The organism is Margalitia sp. FSL K6-0131 (genome assembly GCF_038008735.1).
In the GTDB taxonomy this organism is placed as follows: domain Bacteria; phylum Bacillota; class Bacilli; order Bacillales; family Bacillaceae_C; genus Margalitia; species Margalitia shackletonii.
Genome location: NZ_JBBOZS010000001.1, coordinates 3,252,980 through 3,272,278 on the forward strand (window position 1 = coordinate 3,252,980; position 19,299 = coordinate 3,272,278).

Below are 19,299 nucleotides of genomic sequence, written 5' to 3' on the forward strand. Positions count from 1 at the left end.
TAAAATGTAACAGTCTCTTTGATGCTTATTCTATTACCAATATCGTTGTACCGCGCAGTATATGACTTTGTTTTGTTAGTTGTTCTTCTTCGAAATAAGTACCCGTCAGCACAATATGGAATACTGATAAACAATATATTCAGTACAGCATTCTACAAACCTCTTCTTCAGGAGTATACTGCAGCAATATTTTGAGGCATGGATAATATATTAACTTCCTCTTTTTACCGTTATTATAAATTTTCATTCAATTTCGTCCTTTATGTAGAATCTAAGAGGATAACGGTCTACTATACCAACGTCAATAATTTCTACATAACCCTTTGTAAGAAAACATAACTCTGTTGATACAGTAGTATGATGTTGTTTTGATATATCATAAAGAATTACAGTATCTTCAAAATCAACAGAATACAAACTGAGAAAAGTTGTCAGCATTGGCTCCTCATTTTTTAAACTTTCATTTACAATTGCATAAATTTCATATGGATTATTTAGAAGTAATGTCTTCAATTCAGTTATAGTTAATAGATCATCAATTATGATGCTAGACTAAATAGTAGACACAGATTGTTATAATAAAAATATCAACTATAACGAGGTGTGTCAGGATGGCAAGAGGTAACGGCAATCGATACGAAGAGGCATTTAAAATTGAAACAGTTAAGTATATCAATGAAAACCATAAGTCTGTAGCTCAAGTTGCTAGAGAAGTGGGGGTCAATGAAAATACTTTATATAGCTGGTTGAAGAAATACGGCCAACAACCAGAGATTAAAGCTGTAAAATCTTTTTCCTCAGAATCAGCTGAATTAAGGGCCCTTCAGAAAGAAATTCGTGATCTACAGGAGGAGAATGAAATTTTAAAAAAGGCGATGCACTACTTCGCAAAAAGCCCTCGGTAAAATATGAATTCATTCATGAAAATCGCTCCCAATTCCGAGTGGAGAAGATGTGCAGCGTTCTGGGAGTTTCTAAAAGTGGTTACTTCAAATGGTTAAAACAACCGATAAGTAACAGGAAGAAACAACACGAGAAATTATCACAAAAGATTTTACAGACCCACCTAGAATTCAAGCAACGTTACGGCAGTGTTAAAATTGCTAAAACGCTCAATAGTCGTGGCGTAAAAGTAAGTGTGCGTACGGTCTCACGTATTATGACAAAGAACCAATGGAAGTCTTGTATAGTCAAAAAATACAAGGCTACGACCAATTCGAAACATGCACATCCAGTAAGTGAAAATGTCTTAAATCGACAATTTAAACCTTGTAAACCAAACCAAGTGTGGGTAACGGATATAACTTATATCCCGACCAATGAGGGCTGGTTGTATTTAGCAAGTGTAATGGATTTATATTCTCGTAAAATAATAGGTTGGGCAATGGGCAAAACCATGACAAAGGAATTGGTTATCTCTGCATTAAAGATGGCTTACAAGCGTCAAAAACCCGGAAAAGGTGTTATTCATCATTCAGACAGAGGTGTTCAATATGCTTCTTCTGAATATCAAAAGCTATTAAAAAAATACCATATGGTTGGTAGCATGAGCCGAAAAGGAAACTGTTATGACAACGCTTGTATCGAGTCCTTTCACGGTATTCTTAAACGTGAGCTAGTGTATCAAATAAAATATAAAACTAGAGAAGAAGCGAAGAAATCATTGTTCGAATACATCGAGTTCTTTTACAATTCAAAGCGGATCCATTCAACGTTGGGATACTATACGCCGAATGAATTTGAGCGAATGTATAGAAAATCTGCAGCTTGATTTTACCTTCATAAAAAAGTTTAAATCGCACTTTATTTAAACTTTTTTATGAAGGCAACCAAGCGAAAGCGCGGTAGAAAAATCTGTGTCTATTTTCTTGACGTAGTATCAAGATGTTCAAGTTACAAATTTAAGTTCAAATAAAGTAACATGGTATCCTGTGAACTGAACCCAAAAAATTCGTGTCTAATTTTTGGGTTCAGTTCATTTTTGGTATGTTTACACTAACTAAACTTGGTTAGACTAGTTAGTGTTATGTATAGAAAAATAGAACATAACTCTCATGGACGCAAACCAATAATCCCCTATCTCTACCCTATAATTATAGGAACTTAACGATAAGACGAATATGTGCACCTTCTAATATTTATTATAGGAAGCGAGTTCACGTTTTATCACGATAAAGAAAAATTCGTATTAAACAAACAAAAAAAGCACCGATATACAATATTTCTCTGTGTATCGGTGTTTCCGATTTTTATGAATGAAATTCTATCTTAAAAATAAGTATGTAACAGATTGTCAAAATAATTATATCATAGTTCATTTTAAAACAAGAACTGTAAATATGAAAATTTTCATTATGTGTTTGCCTATGTTGAATAACAAACTAAATAACATTTCTTGTTTCAAATGAAATTACAAAAGCTATTACAAACCTAATTACAAAAAAAATTAAGAATCTGGTCAACAGAAAATCGAGTGGCTGACTACTTTATTGCACAAGGGTTCGGAGATTTTAGTGATTTTTCTGACAAAACAAGTTTTACAAGGATATTTGGTAATTAAGATAATAAATTTTTTTTGAAGAACACTAACTGATATTACGAAGTCTTAATTCTTTTACTGATGGGCAAATAGTAATAGGTAATTCGATAATTGATTTGATTTTCAATAAAATGGAAATTAAACATAAAAAAAATAACCTCATTGGAACAAATGAATATTTCCTCACGAGGTTTTAGTTCTATTATTGGTTAAGTATTTAGCTTTGTCCTTTTTGTTCCTTTTCACCTCATTACGAATAAGCCGTGACCTTTTCTTTTTTAAAAAGGTTACAGCTTATTCTTCTAACCAATTATAGTGTACGTCCGCAAAACGTATGTGTGTCTCTTGCTTTGGTAGCTCATCTTTTAATTTCATTTCATATGGAACTTGTTTCTTTCTGTAAAAGCGAACGACTTGTTTAAGTTTTTTAGCCTTTTTATCCATTTCTTCTTGTTGAGATAATAAGGATTCCCTGGCCAAAGAAACGATGAGTTCTTTTTGTTCTTCTCTTTTGAAAATAGATTTAGTTCGTACTATGCCGTATTTAGCACATTCTTCTTCAAACAATTGCTTCATCAATGGGATGTGTTTTGTATAAACTAAATCAATAGACTCTTGTAAACTTGTCCAAGGTTCTTCTGAAGATAGTTCTGACATTAACTCATGTGCTTCTTCGATCGTTTGAATATCTTGGTCGATTAACACTTTCTGCTCGTCACTTGAATTTGCAACGAAATACTCAACTAATAATGGAATATTGGTTAGATTGAATGAGTAGCCAGTATCTGAAAATGCTCTACTATTTCCTAATTCGTGTTTGATTGCAGCTAAAATAACCTTCTTGATTTCCTCTAATAGGTAAAAGTCTGTAAAGTGATTCTCTGCTTTTCCAAGAAGATCATAGTATAAAATATTTTCGTTTTTCTCTTTGAAATATTTTTCCAGTGAAGAACGATAAATTTGTAGACCGGCTAAACCAAACTTTTCAATTAATTGTTTCTTCTTACCAGTAAATAAATCAAATGTATCAGCTTTCATATCTTCATGGTACATATGGTAGCGTTCAGCCAGTAAGCGAATTTCCGTTTCACTTGCTATATTCTGTATAGCTTTTTCGTTGTAAAGGTCCGGATTAATTTTTAAACCAATCACATGCTTATTTTTATGATATTTGCTTGTACGAAGCTTTTTGTTGTTTACAAAACCACAAATTGAATGGAATAGTCCCTTATAATTAGGATTACTTTTATCTATATAAGAAGACTGTCCTGGTAGACGAACATGGATTAAGTTAAGGTCGATAAGATGGAAAAGATCCTCGGTCAAACTTTGGTAGTCGTCATAAACATGCATGCCATATCTTAAGTCATGCAATTTGTTTTTATATAGGTTTTCAATAGCCACTTTAGTGTATTGGTTTCGTACATTTAAAGTAGCAACGTATAAGAATAAACGAGTTTGGTTTTTGGATAGATTTAAAAATTCTGGAGAGTTGAAGAATAGTAAGTGTTTTTGGTAAGAGTCCTCCCCTTTTGTGAACAGGTGGAAATGAGAAACATAATAACCATTTTCATAAGTTACTAGTTTCTTGCCTTTGTATGTGGAATTACATAACTCCAAAAGAGCATCATTTAATGTGCGGCGGTCACAGAATAGTTGTTGTCTAATGTATTCTTTATCTAAATGGATACGACCATCACGATCTACAAACGGAGCTAGTCGAAGGAGTAAGGATATAGCTATTTTAGACATGTTGAGGTTTTTGTTTGAATAATCTCTTATTAGTGCTCTATCTAACTTTGGATTATGTATACTGTATGACATTTTTTGTCTCCGCCTTGTTTATAAGTTATTAGTAATTCAGTTACCTGATAAGCAAAAAAAACAAAGCACCACTAAAATGCTCGATGCAGGTATTTCAAAATTACCCATCAAGAACTTTAGCGGTGCTTCCGCATTTTTAAATTTATTCAATTATTAAAAGATTGTATATCGATTTTTATTTCTAGCACTATTAAATCATAAATTACAATCTTAAGCAATAACAATTAAATCTACTTTAGAAAGAAAAAATGTAGTAGCCTCTACTACATACGGAAACCATAACCATATCTTGAGATAAATAATTACAATACTTATCTCTGACTTTCTTGCATTTAATATTACTATTTGCTACTCTTTAAATCAAGAACATTTTTATTTAAGAACAGTTGTACGAAGGAGCACTTCGATTGAATTGAAATGACAAATTTCATTCAAACGAAGTGCTTCTTTTTGTTTGAAAGGAATGATGCAAATGATCAAAACACATCACTACAGAAAGGAGAAAGCATTGAAATGTTAATGATTAATTGAAAAAACGAAAAATGTTACGTTATGTGCTTTTAAACGAAATTTATTTCGGAAAACTATTTTTAACAGTTAAAAAATGTAGTGTAGACACACACATTGCACACGTACTACAACAACCTATAATCTAATAAACTTTATTAATGCTTTCTTATTAGTTGTACAACGTGTGTGTTCTGTTTAGGTATGTTTCGGTTTACCTGTGAACATAATGGTTACTAAACTTCTAACAGGGAAAGGAGAAAAATAAATGGATCAAATCGAATGGTTAACAAGAAGACAAGCTGCCATAAAAAGCGGGATATTTGCACCAAATTTCAACTATCTAATCCAACAAGAACCTTTCTCTTCCTATTTAAAGGAAGATAAAGAGTATACATGGCTTGTGAACAAAGAAATAATACCAATCATCAAAGATTACTATACAACTCATACAAAGTCTTTTCATTATTATGATGCTCATCAAGATTATCTGATTTCTTATCGTGTTGCTCCCATTTTGAATAAAACGAATCAACAATTACTTAGTGAAATACATGAAGGAAAATGGGATGAGATGATTGTAAGAGTGCCTAGGCTTCGGTCTCCTGGCAAACCATATCTTGACGAGAGATATCACTATTTTTTCATCGAATCAAAGCTATTACAAAGACGATATAATACGATTGAACAAATTGCAGCTCATACAACACTAATCTCAAGGGAAAGATTACAAGAATATAGAAAAATGGGGTTATTACCCCAACCAGACCATCTTGCTGGAACGAATCTCTATGATGAAGAAGATATATTAAAGTTGCTTCCATCCCTCAAACAAGAATTTAGATATCGTGTATCAGAACAAAAGAAAGATAAGGTCCTTAGAGCTTTTGATTTATTAAGTTCATCGCAAAAACAAATTATATCAGAATACCTCCTTTATCGAAATCGTGGGGGAAAAATAAATTATAATGGATATCGTTCACAATCATCTATTGCTAAAAAATCTGAAACTCTAAAGAACATAAAATCCAAACTCTCATCTGCTTTGGTCGTAATCATTTCTGGACGCTGTGGGATTGAAGAGGATTTTCACAAAAACCCTTTTTTTCGAAATGAAACGCCACAAGCCTATAATCCAGAGGTCTTTGATATTTATTCCATCTCAAAAGATGATTTTGCTTTTTTAGCAGTCAAACGCAAACCTATGACACTTATTCAAATTTATCACGCCTTTCGTCCTTTTTTTTACTATTTGTTAGAAAAACTTGAGGAAGATGCGACTGAAAGTGATGATTTACAAGATCTACGTGATTTTAAAAGGATAGATCTTCGATTCAAGAAGTTTTTAAACCAATTTCCAACGACCATTCACGACATTAATCTGTCAGACTACGAAAAGAAATCGAAGACATTTTTAACTAGAGAACAAATGGTTTTAATCAAGCAGTACATCTTGGAAGATGTAAAAGCACGAGATCCGGTTAAGAATGCAACGATGTGGCAACTTTGTTGTTCGTGTGGAATTAGGCCAGAGGAATTATCCGAGATTGATATTTCACATTTTAAACTAAATTCCGAAGGACTTGTTGACCAGGATGAGAATGGATGGGGACTCCTCACTTTACCCGCATCTATAACAAAACAGGATAACAGCCCTTCCCATCCAGATTTTCATACCCCTATCCCAGAGGATACGGTTAAACAATTGAATATCTATTTGTCCCGGCTTTATCGACTGCAAGGAGAGAAACATCCACGGGGAAAAGGCTATCTTTTTAGACCTGATTATGCATTGCCGAATCACCCTTATCATAAACGCATTCGATTTGAATTTATCAATCGTTTACGAATAAGACTAGATTTTCTTGATGATGTCAGAAAAAAAGACTTTATCTTCAAGGCATCACGACACTCACTGAATAATACTATTATGCGTACATTCATTACAAAGGATCAGGGTTTAAATGAAGCAAAAAGAACCGCTTCTGATCATCAATTACGCCACAAACCTTCAAAAACAGTAGGTGAAGAATATTATTTAGCGGACATTACGAAAGACCAATACTATCAAGTTCTTGATTTAACCATTAATTTTCCTTGGGATCTTGAAAAGTTAATTGAATGGGAAATTTCAAAAGGTTATCGTATTCCAACCTTTGCTATTCAGGAAGAACAGGAAGTAGAATCTGAAGAAATGAAGGTATTCCAGCAACAGTTGCAGACACTCGATAAACAGTTACAAGTCATACGAGAAAAACCAAAGCATTATACGGAGCAGCAGTGGATAAAAGAACGGCAACTACTTCTAAGTCAACAAAAACAGCTTCAAACTAAATTACAAGGAGTTGATTAAATGTTCTTAGAGTTTACTAAAGAAGTACAGGAATTAGATGAATTAAAGAACTTTCCAATCATTGCAGCTATAGACGATGAAATAATTCTTACCACCAAAAATATATCAAATTTAATTGGTGTTCATGAGGAAACGGTTAGACGTTGGTGCCGATCCGGGTATGTAAAGACCCTTTCCCCATTTGGAGCATACAAAATCTTGGGCAGAGATTTTAAGATTTTTGCCCTTCAATGGTATATGAACAAAAATAGAAAACACCGTTAGTCATCATTGACTACGGTGTTTTTTCATAGTAATTGATTAATGTTTTAACCTTGTCTTTTAAAACTAACAGTCTTTGTTCTTGAGGATATTTTTTTGATATGCGATCTAACATGGTGATAATTGATTTCTGTTCTTTTTTAGGAACGTACATTCGTCTAAAAGTGTTATGTTTCGCATATTCAATTAAATTTCTAATATTCCCCTTTTTGCCGCATTGAATACAATTCCAAGCCGATGTTTGACTGTCCATCGTTGCAGTAGATAAACAATGTATACACGGAAATTCTATCATCTTCAAATTAGATCGGAAAATATAATCTATTTTATTAGTTTTAAAAAAAGAAAGATAAACATATTCTCTACTCATTTAACATCCGTTCCCATCTAGGTTTAACCATTGACATTCTCATAAAATTTTTAAAATCAGACCCTACCACAATGTATTTGTTCCCAAAGTTATAACTTTGTAATTTTCCAGAACGACACCATCTGCGTACACTCTCTACATGCATTTTTGTCATTTCTGAAATGTCCTCTATATGAAGAACTTCATCATCTGGTATTTCAAAAATATCATGTAACTTAGACATATTCTGAAATCGCTCCCAATTATAAAGTCATTTTTAACATTTTAGACACAATGGACAACATTTATACATTTTCCCAAATATATTTGGCAATAACCTGCTTTTTGTAGTCATAGGAGTAAGAATAACAAAGAAACAATTAATCAGGTTAGTCTGATTGTAGCTTACATAAAGATATAGTGGTTAAAAACCTTAATGAATCAATAAAGATTGAACATGGTTTGTTTTTGATAATAAAAAAATTGTAAATGGAAATAAGCAGTTTATAGATAGTAATAATATAAACGTAAAAAAGATATGGTTATACCAACTTAGAAACATTGAACACCCCGAATTTAATGCCAAAAGTAGAAGAATCATTAGAATTAAGCGATATCTGATAATATGAGCATAATATACAAAACTAAAAAATGAACTATTAGGCGATTGGTATAACGAATAAATATGGAATACAATTATTTTTGATGTACAGTTACTTATTTGTACTTAATTAAATCAATAATAGAAGATAATCTTTTTTAGCTTATTTCAATTTAAAATATTATTTAGTTTTCTGTTTAGATTATGGTTCAAAACATATTCATTATATGCATATGCAGCCTCTTTCTCTGTTATATATAAACCTACATAGTGGTATTTTCCTTCGTGTACAAATTCAGCTTGCCATCTCCCATATCGTGGACGCATGCATGAATAAATAGTAGCGAATTTTTCTCTATCTTTGTGTTTAAAATAAATGGATTGGTCAAATTCCATTGTTTTTTCTTTTTGAAATAAGTGCTCATCAACTTCTGTAATCTTATTAAGTTTTCTATCTAATCCACTTTTTTTAATATATTTGTTGTACACAATCGCAGCTTCCAAGTCCGTCTCGAATTTTCCTACATAGTGGGACTCTTTATTGTGTGTAAATCTACACCACCATTTTCCATCAGAAAATTTAATACATGAGTAAATGGTTTCCGCCTCTTTTCTGTGGTCAAAATATGTGGACTTCTCAACAGCAAAGGCTGTTTCTTCTTCCGTTAAAAAATTTAGTTTAGCTTCTTTTCCAAGCAGTTTTTTTGCAAGTAGGTTGTATTGGTAGGCTGCAACAAGTTCGTATGAATAACTGGCGATATATGGTATTTTATCTATTTCTAGTTTAAAACCATAGTAGATCCCTACTTTTCCTTTTATTTTAAAAACGCCATGAAACCGAGAAGAGGAATTAGTCTTAGGATAATGATACATACGTTCATGTTTTCTTTGTTTGATATCCAAATCACGTAATTCTATGTCTTTTGGGTTTATTCGGTTTAATTTTGCCAATGGTCCTCTGTACTTAATAACAGATTCGTTATAGGCAATTGCAGCGTCCACTTCATATCCAAAGGAACCAACTCGAACAGTGTCGCCTTTATGTTTAAATGAAACAACATATCGTCCCTGTGTATAGACAACCCCTGTATATTTGGATGTTGCGTTTTGCTTATAATCATGAAAATTTTGTATACCACTAAGAAAGTTTGAATCCTTGAATTCTATTTGTTTTTGATGATATCTAAATACATAGTCTTTGAAGTCTTCTGGAGTAGCTTTATCTTTCCCATATATTTTGTGAAACTCATTATGTAGTTCATTCTTTATGGGTATACCTAATGGGAACCTTGCTTGAACTTCAAAAAACTTTTGAAGAATCAATTTTATCTCATCTTCAGAATAGTCACCTCGATGCTGAAAAATAGGCATTTTAAGTTCTTCAAATACGATTTTGACAATCTTACTGAATGGATACAAATGATGAATGTGAAGATTATCCTTAGTTTGTGTAAGAACACACCTATTTCCATATTTTTCCAACGATTGAGCTTTCCATTCAATATTAGCATCTCGTAGAAAATTATATAATTCTTTGCATCCTCCTTTCCAACTATGGTGAGTGGCCCCTTTATTTCTATCTTTCGCACATTTCGGACACCCTTTTATGTTCTTCAAACGACTAACAGGAATAGTAAAAATACCAGCTTCAATATGGGTATCACATGTATATTGAACATAGTTTTTATCACTTTCACTAAAAGATGAAACAAAAGTTAATTCTTTTTTTGATAAACGAGAAGCCAGCTCTTTATTCGAAAATCGATTCATCTCAGACCTATTTCTTCTCACGGATTCAATTTGAGAAGGATTACTAACATTGTATCGCTTCATGTGAACCATTTGGATTTTCTTCTTTCCACATTCGTAACAACTATCAATTTCTATAACTTTTCTGCTTTGTATGTAACGACTATATTTTCTAGGAAACACATTAATTCTGCCTTCTTTAGCACAAAAATCACAAAGTATTTCTACTTCGGATTCACACCCTGGAGCCAAATCTTCTATTCTTATTTGTACGATGCCATTGTTCTTAAATGTAATATATTCTAAGTGTTCATAATCCTTCTTATTTCTGTATGTACATCTTACATCTGCGTAATTACTTAGTAGCACGATTCTCGACTCCTTCTTAGGAAGGAGTATTCACCATTCTGCTAGAAGTATTCTTATACAATATGAAAAATAACTTTATGTCTTTACTCTCATAAAAATAAATCCCTTTAATTTAGAAAAAGATTTGAAATAAATCCCAAGAACACACTGCTTAAGCACCTTTTCGCAAGCACTTACGCGCAAAAGAGTTATATAAAATGGGTGATATGAATAGTCATGAATTCAAGCACTTCTTAGCGCCATTGTTTAAGCGGTTAGGTTATCGAGCTAAAGTAACTAAAGGTAGTGGTGATTTTGGTGCTGACCTAATTTTGAGCAAACGTGTTAAGAAATACGATATATACAAGCGAAGAGGTATAACTGATACTACGTCAAGAAAATAGACACAGATTTTTCTACCGCGCTTTCGCTTGGTTGCCTTCATAAAAAAGTTTAAATAAAGTGCGATTTAAACTTTTTTATGAAGGTAAAATCAAGCTGCAGATTTTCTATACATTCGCTCAAATTCATTCGGCGTATAGTATCCCAACGTTGAATGGATCCGCTTTGAATTGTAAAAGAACTCGATGTATTCGAACAATGATTTCTTCGCTTCTTCTCTAGTTTTATATTTTATTTGATACACTAGCTCACGTTTAAGAATACCGTGAAAGGACTCGATACAAGCGTTGTCATAACAGTTTCCTTTTCGGCTCATGCTACCAACCATATGGTATTTTTTTAATAGCTTTTGATATTCAGAAGAAGCATATTGAACACCTCTGTCTGAATGATGAATAACACCTTTTCCGGGTTTTTGACGCTTGTAAGCCATCTTTAATGCAGAGATAACCAATTCCTTTGTCATGGTTTTGCCCATTGCCCAACCTATTATTTTACGAGAATATAAATCCATTACACTTGCTAAATACAACCAGCCCTCATTGGTCGGGATATAAGTTATATCCGTTACCCACACTTGGTTTGGTTTACAAGGTTTAAATTGTCGATTTAAGACATTTTCACTTACTGGATGTGCATGTTTCGAATTGGTCGTAGCCTTGTATTTTTTGACTATACAAGACTTCCATTGGTTCTTTGTCATAATACGTGAGACCGTACGCACACTTACTTTTACGCCACGACTATTGAGCGTTTTAGCAATTTTAACACTGCCGTAACGTTGCTTGAATTCTAGGTGGGTCTGTAAAATCTTTTGTGATAATTTCTCGTGTTGTTTCTTCCTGTTACTTATCGGTTGTTTTAACCATTTGAAGTAACCACTTTTAGAAACTCCCAGAACGCTGCACATCTTCTCCACTCGGAATTGGGAGCGATTTTCATGAATGAATTCATATTTTACCGAGGGCTTTTTGCGAAGTAGTGCATCGCCTTTTTTAAAATTTCATTCTCCTCCTGTAGATCACGAATTTCTTTCTGAAGGGCCCTTAATTCAGCTGATTCTGAGGAAAAAGATTTTACAGCTTTAATCTCTGGTTGTTGGCCGTATTTCTTCAACCAGCTATATAAAGTATTTTCATTGACCCCCACTTCTCTAGCAACTTGAGCTACAGACTTATGGTTTTCATTGATATACTTAACTGTTTCAATTTTAAATGCCTCTTCGTATCGATTGCCGTTACCTCTTGCCATCCTGACACACCTCGTTATAGTTGATATTTTTATTATAACAATCTGTGTCTACTATTTAGTCTAGCATCAATAACATTACTATCGGATTGTCAACCGTTCAACAAATCACAAGTACTGTCACCTATTAAAATGCTTATGGCGCAATGGTTGTTACAACTAACTAATTTACTCCATGCTGTAGAGGAATTTGCAAAGTATAACCGTGTTAAGCTAATTGATCTCGATGATTCGGAGATAAAAAAGATAAAAAAGCCATAATCAAGGGCGTAAATTCATTTCATTTATTATCCAATTGTGATTCCGTTCCCTACCTTGTAATTCGTATCTTTTTTTAGCACGATTTCCTCAACTATTTCGCATACGTTAATTCAAAGAACGTTTATCATGTTCTTTGAATCTATCAAAAAACTTCACTTGGTTTCCCATATATAAGAGAGATTGATTAACTCCAAATACGTGAATAATTTCTTTAATTAATGAAATATCCTTCTCCATAAAGTTTGACTTCATAAGAACCATACCATTTAACATCACAGTTATCATAATATTACCCCTAGACCTAAATTCATTAACCATTTTTCCGTACCAAGTTTTTAAAGTGAATAATTGATAATTATTAATAGTTCATGAGAATGCTTTTGTATAAACAAAATAATTAGTTGAGAGAACATGTATTATGTGTGGTAGATTTACACTTGCGAAAAATATCGAATAGCTAACAAGAATATTTATATATAATATTGCTTCGGGTCAAAAAATTCTAACTATAGCTTCACTTCTGAGGCGGGTTAGAAATGCTAATTTAAATATGTACAATCGTGCTTGAATAAAGATGTACAAAATGGATTGCTCATTTCATACTAATCTTGGGGTGATTAGTATGTATATGGCGCTAAATGTTGAAACCAATTTTGAGATTACTAGTCTTTCAGACTTACCAAAATTCAAACAACTAATGGAGCATTTAAAAATGAAAATCAATAAGAGTAAATTAGCAGAAGAGTTAGGTGTAGATCGTAGGACAATTGACAAATACCTAAAGGGATTTGTGCCGAAACGGAAGAGAGAAAAGCCATCCAAAATAGATGAGTATTATGAGATCATTGCAGCTCTCCTCTCCGAGGATTCTAAACAAGTTTTCTATTACCGACGGGTACTTTGGCAGTATTTAAAAGATAATCATGGATTACAATGTTCAGACTCTGCATTTCGTGCTTATATTGCACGTACACCAGAATTTAAAGCTTATTTTGAGGAAGATAAACGGATTGCCTCACCTAAAGGAGTGGTTCGATATGAAACACCACCAGGAAAACAAGCCCAGTTGGATTGGAAAGAAAGTATCCTATTTGAAACAAAGGATGGGGAACAAGTAGAGGTGAATGTGGCAGTTTTTCTTCTCTCTTATTCGCGATTCCGTGCTTTTCATTTAAGTGTCTCAAAATCTCAACGTGTGCTTCTATCATTTCTAACGGATGCATTTGAAACATTTGGGGGAGTACCTGATGAAATTGTGACGGATAACATGAAAACCGTAATGGATGAAGCACGAACAGAGTATTTCGCTGGAAAAGTAAATCCTAAGTTCGCTCAATTTGCGAAAGACTTTGGCTTTAAAGTGAGACCATGTATAGCTGGTCGACCAAGAACAAAAGGAAAAGTAGAAACAACAATGAAGCTACTGGATGAAATCCATGCTTATCAGGGACAGCTAACCCTCGAAGAGTTACATCAGTTTGTGCAAGATTTAAGTAATCGGATAAATCATGAAATGCATCAAGGTACGGGGAAGATTCCTATTTTTGAATTTAAAAAAGAAAAGAACCTCTTACACCAGCTACCAACTGAGAAAGTAAGAGATTCTTATCGCATCAAACATACGCTTGTCAAAGTCAATGCCTCAAACATGATTTCCTACAAATCGAATCAATACTCGGTACCCGCAAAGTACCAAGGAAAGAAAGTAGGCTTACAAGTGTATGATGATCAATTATGGATTTATTATAACACAGAGTTGATCGCCCAACACCCTATAAGTAACAAGAAGCTAAATTATCAGGAGGCTCATTATCAAGAAGCACTTGGTGTATCTATGCCTTATTTTCCAGATATAAATGATTTGGCCAAACGAAATTTAGCGGCGATTGGAGAGGTGTATAAAAAATGAATCCAATGACAACGAATTACCAACGACTCCTACAAAATTTAGAGTATTTAAAGTTAAAGCAAATGACATTGCATTTAAACGAAGTCATCGATTTCAGCGTGAATAATCAAATGTCGTTCATTGATACACTTATCAAATTAACGAATTATGAGATCGATGTACGCGAGCAAAATATGATTCAATCGATGGTCAAAGTGGGTGCGTTTCCGCACTTAAAAGAAATAAAGGATTTTGATTTTAGTTTTCAAACGTCCGTCAATCAGCAACAGATTTTAGACTTTTTAACGCTTCGCTTTATTGAAAAGAATGAGAATATCGTTTTTCTAGGTCCAAGTGGCGTCGGGAAAACCCATTTGGCCACTTCCATCGGAATTACGGCAGCAAAGAAACGAACTAGTACTTATTTTATAAAGTGTCATGACCTCATTCAAAATCTAAAGAGAGCACGCCTAGAAAATCGATTAGAAGCCCGTTTAAAGCATTATACAAAATACAAGCTGCTTATAATTGATGAAATAGGTTATTTACCTATTGATGCCGAAGATGCGAAGCTCTTTTTCCAGCTCATAGACATGCGTTATGAAAAACGAAGTACCATATTGACAACGAATGTGAACTTTAAATCATGGGATGAAATCTTTCAAGAGCCGAAGTTAGCAAACGCGATTCTAGATCGAATTTTACATCACGCGACTGTCGTTACAATCGTGGGAGAATCGTATCGCTTAAAAGATCATTTAGCGAAAGAAAATGAGTAATTTTGTACATTCTTATACAAGCGAAAGTGTACATATTTGTGTTGACATTTATAGCGGGTTAAGTAAAGGAAAAATATGCTTTGGGGAATGTTCCTTTCTGGGTATCGGATCTAAAAATGAGTAATTCAAGAGAGAAAGTCATAGAAAAGACGGGATGGTAGTAGTATTCCTTCTTCCACGACCTCAGTTTATACGTCCGATTCAATATAGTATCCATGCCAACCAATTAGATGTTTAATAAAAACTCTAACATTCTGGGTTAACTTCAATTAGTAGTCCTATTAATTATACTCTTATACATTTATGCTCGTGAACAGAATCAATTGGTTTAACCGACGGTGGCTGTTTTGCATCGCAACCAGCCCCTACTTAAGGAATAAGTGTTTTTTAATCTTAGCTTGTCCGTCCTTCTAATGGTAATATTCACACAAAGTTTAATTCCATTTCGGATTTTCTTTATCTATTAAAAACCATAAATGTGGATAACTAAATATTTTATAATTTTTGATGTGCTTCTAATTGCCATTCAAAATTGTGTGAGATATTATGAAAATAAGTGGTAAGTTAAATAAAAAAATAAATTTAAACAACACGGAAGCACCGTTAACAAGAATCTTGATGAATTTTTTTCCTCAATATTCTTATTAGCGGTGCTTTTTTGCTTGATTAAAGGAGGCAGAAATTACTATTTACAAAAGTATATAGGGACTGAATTATCTATTTAAAAGCATTTCATAAGTACGTGTCCATTTTTTTAACTCAATATCAATTAATAAGGGGGGAACGGTATGCGATATGAAGAATTAAAGGATGTCCTAACTGTAAAAGATATCACGGAGTTTTTAGGAATCAGCAGGGCTAAGGCCTATGAGCTGGTTCATACCGGGGAATTTCATACGGTAAAAGTCGGCTCCAGGATACTTATACCTAAAAAATCAATCCAGAAATGGTTAGAGGGAGAAAATTAAAGATTATACGGCTCTTAAACTCACTCCACCAAGGTTTAAACCTTTAAACGGTAAGTCATACTGATAATGGTGATTTGAGTTTAGGTGCCCAGTCATTTTAAGGAGGTAACTGACTATGATTAGTCGCGTAACAAAAGACAAAAAGACTGGTACCTTTTATTACACTATTGAAGTTGGTACAAAAGAAAACCGAAAACGAAAGGTCAAAAAGAATTTCAAAACTAAAAGAGAGGCTAAAGCAGCTCTAGATCTTGCTATAGCAGAGCTTCAAAAGGAATTGGCAAACGATAAGTATAAAAAGGATCTGTTCCTGGGTGATTATTTAGATTATTGGCTTAAAGCGTATGCCAAATCAAATACGGCTCCCAATACCTACAAAGGTTATGAGCGAATCATTCTTGTACATCTAAAACCTGGGCTGGGGCATATCAAATTGCACGAGTTAAGCCCTGTACAACTGCAGAATTATTATTTAAATAAACTGGATACTTTATCGGCTCAATCAATCAAACATCTTCATCGATTGTTATCAAAAGCATTAAATGATGCGGTAGATTGGGAATTTGTGAGCAAAAATGTCGTCCCGAGGGCCAAGCCACCCAAGCCAAAGAAATTTAGGCCGACTTTCTATTCCAAAGAGGAATTGGACCGACTTTTGGAAGCTGCGAAATCAAGTACTGTATATTACCCAATAATATACTCTGCAGGCCATACAGGCGCACGTTTAGGTGAGTTACGTGCTTTACAGTGGACAGATATCAATTTTGATAATCGACGAATGGCTATTACCAAAACAGCATATGAGGATGAAAATTTCAACGTACAAATCAGGGATCTGACAAAGGGTGGAAAAGATCGAACGATTGTGATTGGAAAAAAATTGATGAATTTTTTAAAAAGCCACTACAATCGTTATCAAGAATTAAAGAAAAGTTTAGGAGATGGCTTTAATGCCAATGATCTAGTTTTTTTCAATTCAAATGGTCATTATCTTAACCCCCAAGAGTTACACCGAGCTTATAAAAGTGCGGTTAAACGGGCAGGGTTAAAGGATTCCCGTTTTCACGACACAAGACATTCTCACGCTTCCATTTTGCTAGAAAAAAATGTGCATCCCAAAATTGTCAGTGAACGTTTAGGTCACTCTAAAATTGGAATCACAATGGATTTATATAGTCACGCGATTCCTTCTTTACAAGAACAGGCTGTTGAACTTTTTGATGAGGAAGACGATAACGAGCAGTGAAGCACCCTTTTGGCACCCACGCGGCACCCAGAATAATAAAAGGGATTGAACCAAGGCTAGCTACTTAATCAGAGTAAAGCCTTAATCCCTTGATATGTAATGAATGGCGGGACTGCCTGGGAATCGAACCCAGCAGAGACGGCACGCGCCTCCCAAAAGGTTTTGAAGACCTCGGCATGCACCAGCAACACAATCAGCCCCATAGCACTTTTTCTATTATAGTGAATTTGCCTATTATTCACAAGTAAGAAGCAACCACATTGTTTTACGCTTGTCTGTACTAACCCTTTTTGACTATAATGTAGAAAGATAGTAATGTTCGTGGGGGGTTCATTCATGCTTCAAGGTTGGTTTTTATGGTTCATTCTTTTTTGGGTAGTCATACTAATCTCTTTAATGGCTATTGGCGGCTTTTTTATGTTTCGAAAGTTTTTAAAAAAACTGCCAAAAGAAGATGGGAAATCTGTAATGGATTGGGAAGAGCATTTTGTTAATACAACCAGAAATCTTTGGACAGATGATAAGAAGGAATTACTAGAAGAATTGGTTAGTCCAGTACCTGAATTATTCCGGGATGTTGCAAGACACAAAATTGCGGGAAAAATAGGTGAGGTCGCTTTAGAGGATAAAGCAAAGTCTATTACGGTAGATCATGTTATCCGAGGTTATATTCTAGCTACTCCGAAAAGGGATCATAAATTTTTAAGAAAAAAATTAAATGAAATGCAAATAGATTTGGCTCCATATGAGCATTTATTTTAAAAAAGAAGAAAAGCGAGACACCAAAGTGCTTCGCTTTTTCTTTTTATTATATCCCTTTTGTCTGTATGTTCTCATCCATCCCATTCGCCAATTTGCGATATTGAAGATACATCGCAATCCTCCATGGTAAAATCATACTGAATGCAAGTAGGAAAAACATGCCGCTTAACTGACCTACATCTATTTCGGAGCTAAGAACAAGCTTCATGACTAAGCGAATGACTAAAAGTCCAATTAAAATAAATGGAAATGCCTTAGAACGTTTTAAATAAATATCATTGTCACGTACTTCAAACCGAGATGTTTTTATTAATAAAGTGGAAAATACCATCCCTACAACAATAGACTCCAAAACCTCACCTAATGTCAATCGAAAAGTGGGAACGATATACATTAAGAAACCCGTACTCATAAAAAATGGAGGTAAAATGATTTTTTTTACGGAAACAGGTTTGTTTGATGCCTTAAGTCTGATAAAAATTACCATGGCTCCCATGCATAAGGCGATAATGGATGAAACGATAATTTCTGTCATATAAAATCATCCTCTTTAATAAGGCACTTTTCTTCACTATGTTGCTTTTGCAGACGAAAAAATTATAAACATCTTTCTTTAAGTTAAACAACATTTCGAAAAAGATGTTCTAAAACTGAATCTGCATTAACAATTTACGAAAAGCAACCATAAATATGAAAAAAGCCTATTATTTATGTTATTTTTATATAATATTATATACTAAATTGGTGTCAAGTATTAAGTTCACTCTCTTATTATAACGAATTTTGTTCAGAACACAAATACCCAAATCATGAACGATATATGAAAAAAACCATCCGACTTATTTATCGAATGGTTCTACAGTACTCTGCTGATCGCAGCATTCACTCTGCTTTCGTCAAACGGTTTTACAATATAGTCTTTGGCACCTGCCTCTATCGCACTTAAGACCATTTGCTGTTGCCCCATAGAGGAACACATAATAATCTTGGCATCAGGAAATTCACCTATTATTTGTTTCACTGCTTCAATTCCAGTCATTTCTGGCATAGTAATATCCATTGTTACTACATCTGGCTTCAGTGATCGGTATAGTTCTGTTGCTTGCCGTCCATTTTCTGCCTCTCCAATCACTTCATGATTTCCTTGTTTCAGCATATTCGTTAATGTTACTCTCATAAATTTTGCATCATCTACTACTAACACTTTTGCCAAA

At 33.8% G+C, this 19,299-nt stretch carries 16 protein-coding genes and 1 tRNA gene; 9 read left to right on the top strand and 8 right to left on the bottom strand.

The window, feature by feature from the left end; all coding sequences use genetic code 11:
- Window positions 1-611: 611 nt before the first annotated feature.
- Window positions 612-1,771 (top strand): IS3 family transposase gene (locus NSQ59_RS15970; protein ID WP_200915597.1). Its coding sequence is split into 2 segments (ribosomal slippage): window positions 612-873 and window positions 873-1,771, totalling 1,161 coding nucleotides; the frame shifts between segments, so codons are not numbered across the junction.
- Between the two features lie 1,062 nt (window positions 1,772-2,833).
- On the opposite strand, the gene NSQ59_RS15975 is transcribed toward NSQ59_RS15970, so the two are convergent.
- Window positions 2,834-4,363 carry a hypothetical protein gene (locus NSQ59_RS15975; RefSeq protein WP_340832298.1) on the bottom strand — a complete coding sequence of 510 codons (1,530 nt, stop codon included), beginning with the start codon at window positions 4,361-4,363 and terminating at the stop codon, window positions 2,834-2,836.
- Between the two features lie 775 nt (window positions 4,364-5,138).
- Between NSQ59_RS15975 and NSQ59_RS15980 the strand changes: the two genes are divergently transcribed.
- Entirely contained in the window at window positions 5,139-7,223 is a 2,085-nt protein-coding gene (locus NSQ59_RS15980) for a hypothetical protein (RefSeq protein WP_340832299.1), read from the top strand.
- Complete coding sequence (locus NSQ59_RS15985) at window positions 7,224-7,487, top strand: hypothetical protein (protein WP_340832300.1); 264 nt, start codon at window positions 7,224-7,226, stop codon at window positions 7,485-7,487.
- Between the two features lie 359 nt (window positions 7,488-7,846).
- Here NSQ59_RS15985 and NSQ59_RS15990 read toward each other — a convergent pair whose 3' ends face one another.
- Window positions 7,847-8,077, bottom strand: a complete 231-nt coding sequence (locus NSQ59_RS15990) for a helix-turn-helix domain-containing protein (RefSeq protein ID WP_340832301.1) — start codon at window positions 8,075-8,077, stop codon at window positions 7,847-7,849.
- 525 nt (window positions 8,078-8,602) lie between these two features.
- The gene (locus NSQ59_RS15995; RefSeq protein ID WP_340832302.1) at window positions 8,603-10,552 is read right to left on the bottom strand and encodes a hypothetical protein; all 1,950 of its coding nucleotides are present in this window, start codon (window positions 10,550-10,552) and stop codon (window positions 8,603-8,605) included.
- A gap of 206 nt (window positions 10,553-10,758) precedes the next feature.
- Between NSQ59_RS15995 and NSQ59_RS27965 the strand changes: the two genes are divergently transcribed.
- Window positions 10,759-10,935 (top strand): restriction endonuclease, encoded by a 177-nt coding sequence (locus tag NSQ59_RS27965; RefSeq protein WP_445669244.1) that lies wholly within the window; start codon window positions 10,759-10,761, stop codon window positions 10,933-10,935.
- Window positions 10,936-11,024: 89 nt separating this feature from the next.
- On the opposite strand, the gene NSQ59_RS16000 is transcribed toward NSQ59_RS27965, so the two are convergent.
- Window positions 11,025-12,184, bottom strand: a protein-coding gene (locus NSQ59_RS16000; protein WP_200915597.1) for an IS3 family transposase whose coding sequence is annotated in 2 segments (ribosomal slippage) — window positions 11,025-11,923 and window positions 11,923-12,184 — 1,161 coding nt in all. Because the reading frame shifts where the segments join, the coding sequence is not laid out codon by codon here.
- A 363-nt stretch (window positions 12,185-12,547) separates the two neighbouring features.
- A complete protein-coding gene (locus tag NSQ59_RS16005) occupies window positions 12,548-12,727 on the bottom strand; it encodes a hypothetical protein (protein ID WP_340832303.1) in 180 nt (59 codons plus the stop codon).
- A gap of 337 nt (window positions 12,728-13,064) precedes the next feature.
- Here NSQ59_RS16005 and istA point away from each other — a divergent pair, with 337 nt between their 5' ends.
- From istA to NSQ59_RS16025, 4 genes are all read left to right on the top strand, one after another.
- Window positions 13,065-14,351, top strand: coding sequence for an IS21 family transposase (gene istA, locus NSQ59_RS16010; protein WP_055738371.1), 1,287 nt, complete (start codon window positions 13,065-13,067; stop codon window positions 14,349-14,351).
- Window positions 14,352-14,356: 5 nt separating this feature from the next.
- A complete protein-coding gene (istB, locus tag NSQ59_RS16015; RefSeq protein WP_055741248.1) occupies window positions 14,357-15,109 on the top strand; it encodes an IS21-like element helper ATPase IstB in 753 nt (250 codons plus the stop codon).
- Between the two features lie 788 nt (window positions 15,110-15,897).
- Window positions 15,898-16,077: a helix-turn-helix domain-containing protein gene (locus NSQ59_RS16020; protein WP_340832304.1), complete on the top strand. Its 180-nt coding sequence runs from the start codon at window positions 15,898-15,900 to the stop codon at window positions 16,075-16,077.
- Between the two features lie 115 nt (window positions 16,078-16,192).
- Complete coding sequence (locus NSQ59_RS16025) at window positions 16,193-17,323, top strand: tyrosine-type recombinase/integrase (RefSeq protein WP_340832305.1); 1,131 nt, start codon at window positions 16,193-16,195, stop codon at window positions 17,321-17,323.
- A 104-nt stretch (window positions 17,324-17,427) separates the two neighbouring features.
- Here the strand turns inward: NSQ59_RS16025 and NSQ59_RS16030 are convergent.
- A tRNA-Sec gene (locus tag NSQ59_RS16030) sits at window positions 17,428-17,524 on the bottom strand.
- A 135-nt stretch (window positions 17,525-17,659) separates the two neighbouring features.
- Between NSQ59_RS16030 and NSQ59_RS16035 the strand changes: the two genes are divergently transcribed.
- Window positions 17,660-18,085, top strand: coding sequence for a DUF2621 domain-containing protein (locus tag NSQ59_RS16035; RefSeq protein WP_055740254.1), 426 nt, complete (start codon window positions 17,660-17,662; stop codon window positions 18,083-18,085).
- A gap of 46 nt (window positions 18,086-18,131) precedes the next feature.
- Here the strand turns inward: NSQ59_RS16035 and NSQ59_RS16040 are convergent, their stop codons facing one another.
- Complete coding sequence (locus tag NSQ59_RS16040; RefSeq protein WP_055740255.1) at window positions 18,132-18,620, bottom strand: CcdC family protein; 489 nt, start codon at window positions 18,618-18,620, stop codon at window positions 18,132-18,134.
- Between the two features lie 321 nt (window positions 18,621-18,941).
- A complete protein-coding gene (locus NSQ59_RS16045; RefSeq protein WP_055740256.1) occupies window positions 18,942-19,298 on the bottom strand; it encodes a response regulator in 357 nt (118 codons plus the stop codon).
- Between the last annotated feature and the right edge of the window lies 1 nt (window position 19,299).

Coding starts and splice junctions, on each gene's coding strand:
- istB (WP_055741248.1), top strand. CDS start 14,357: ATGACAACGAATTACCAACGACTCCTACAAAATTTAGAGTATTTAAAG.
- NSQ59_RS16020 (WP_340832304.1), top strand. CDS start 15,898: ATGCGATATGAAGAATTAAAGGATGTCCTAACTGTAAAAGATATCACG.
- NSQ59_RS16025 (WP_340832305.1), top strand. CDS start 16,193: ATGATTAGTCGCGTAACAAAAGACAAAAAGACTGGTACCTTTTATTAC.
- NSQ59_RS15985 (WP_340832300.1), top strand. CDS start 7,224: ATGTTCTTAGAGTTTACTAAAGAAGTACAGGAATTAGATGAATTAAAG.
- NSQ59_RS15980 (WP_340832299.1), top strand. CDS start 5,139: ATGGATCAAATCGAATGGTTAACAAGAAGACAAGCTGCCATAAAAAGC.
- istA (WP_055738371.1), top strand. CDS start 13,065: ATGTATATGGCGCTAAATGTTGAAACCAATTTTGAGATTACTAGTCTT.
- NSQ59_RS27965 (WP_445669244.1), top strand. CDS start 10,759: ATGAATAGTCATGAATTCAAGCACTTCTTAGCGCCATTGTTTAAGCGG.
- NSQ59_RS16005 (WP_340832303.1), bottom strand. CDS start 12,727: ATGATAACTGTGATGTTAAATGGTATGGTTCTTATGAAGTCAAACTTT.
- NSQ59_RS15975 (WP_340832298.1), bottom strand. CDS start 4,363: ATGTCATACAGTATACATAATCCAAAGTTAGATAGAGCACTAATAAGA.
- NSQ59_RS16035 (WP_055740254.1), top strand. CDS start 17,660: ATGCTTCAAGGTTGGTTTTTATGGTTCATTCTTTTTTGGGTAGTCATA.
- NSQ59_RS15990 (WP_340832301.1), bottom strand. CDS start 8,077: ATGTCTAAGTTACATGATATTTTTGAAATACCAGATGATGAAGTTCTT.
- NSQ59_RS16040 (WP_055740255.1), bottom strand. CDS start 18,620: ATGACAGAAATTATCGTTTCATCCATTATCGCCTTATGCATGGGAGCC.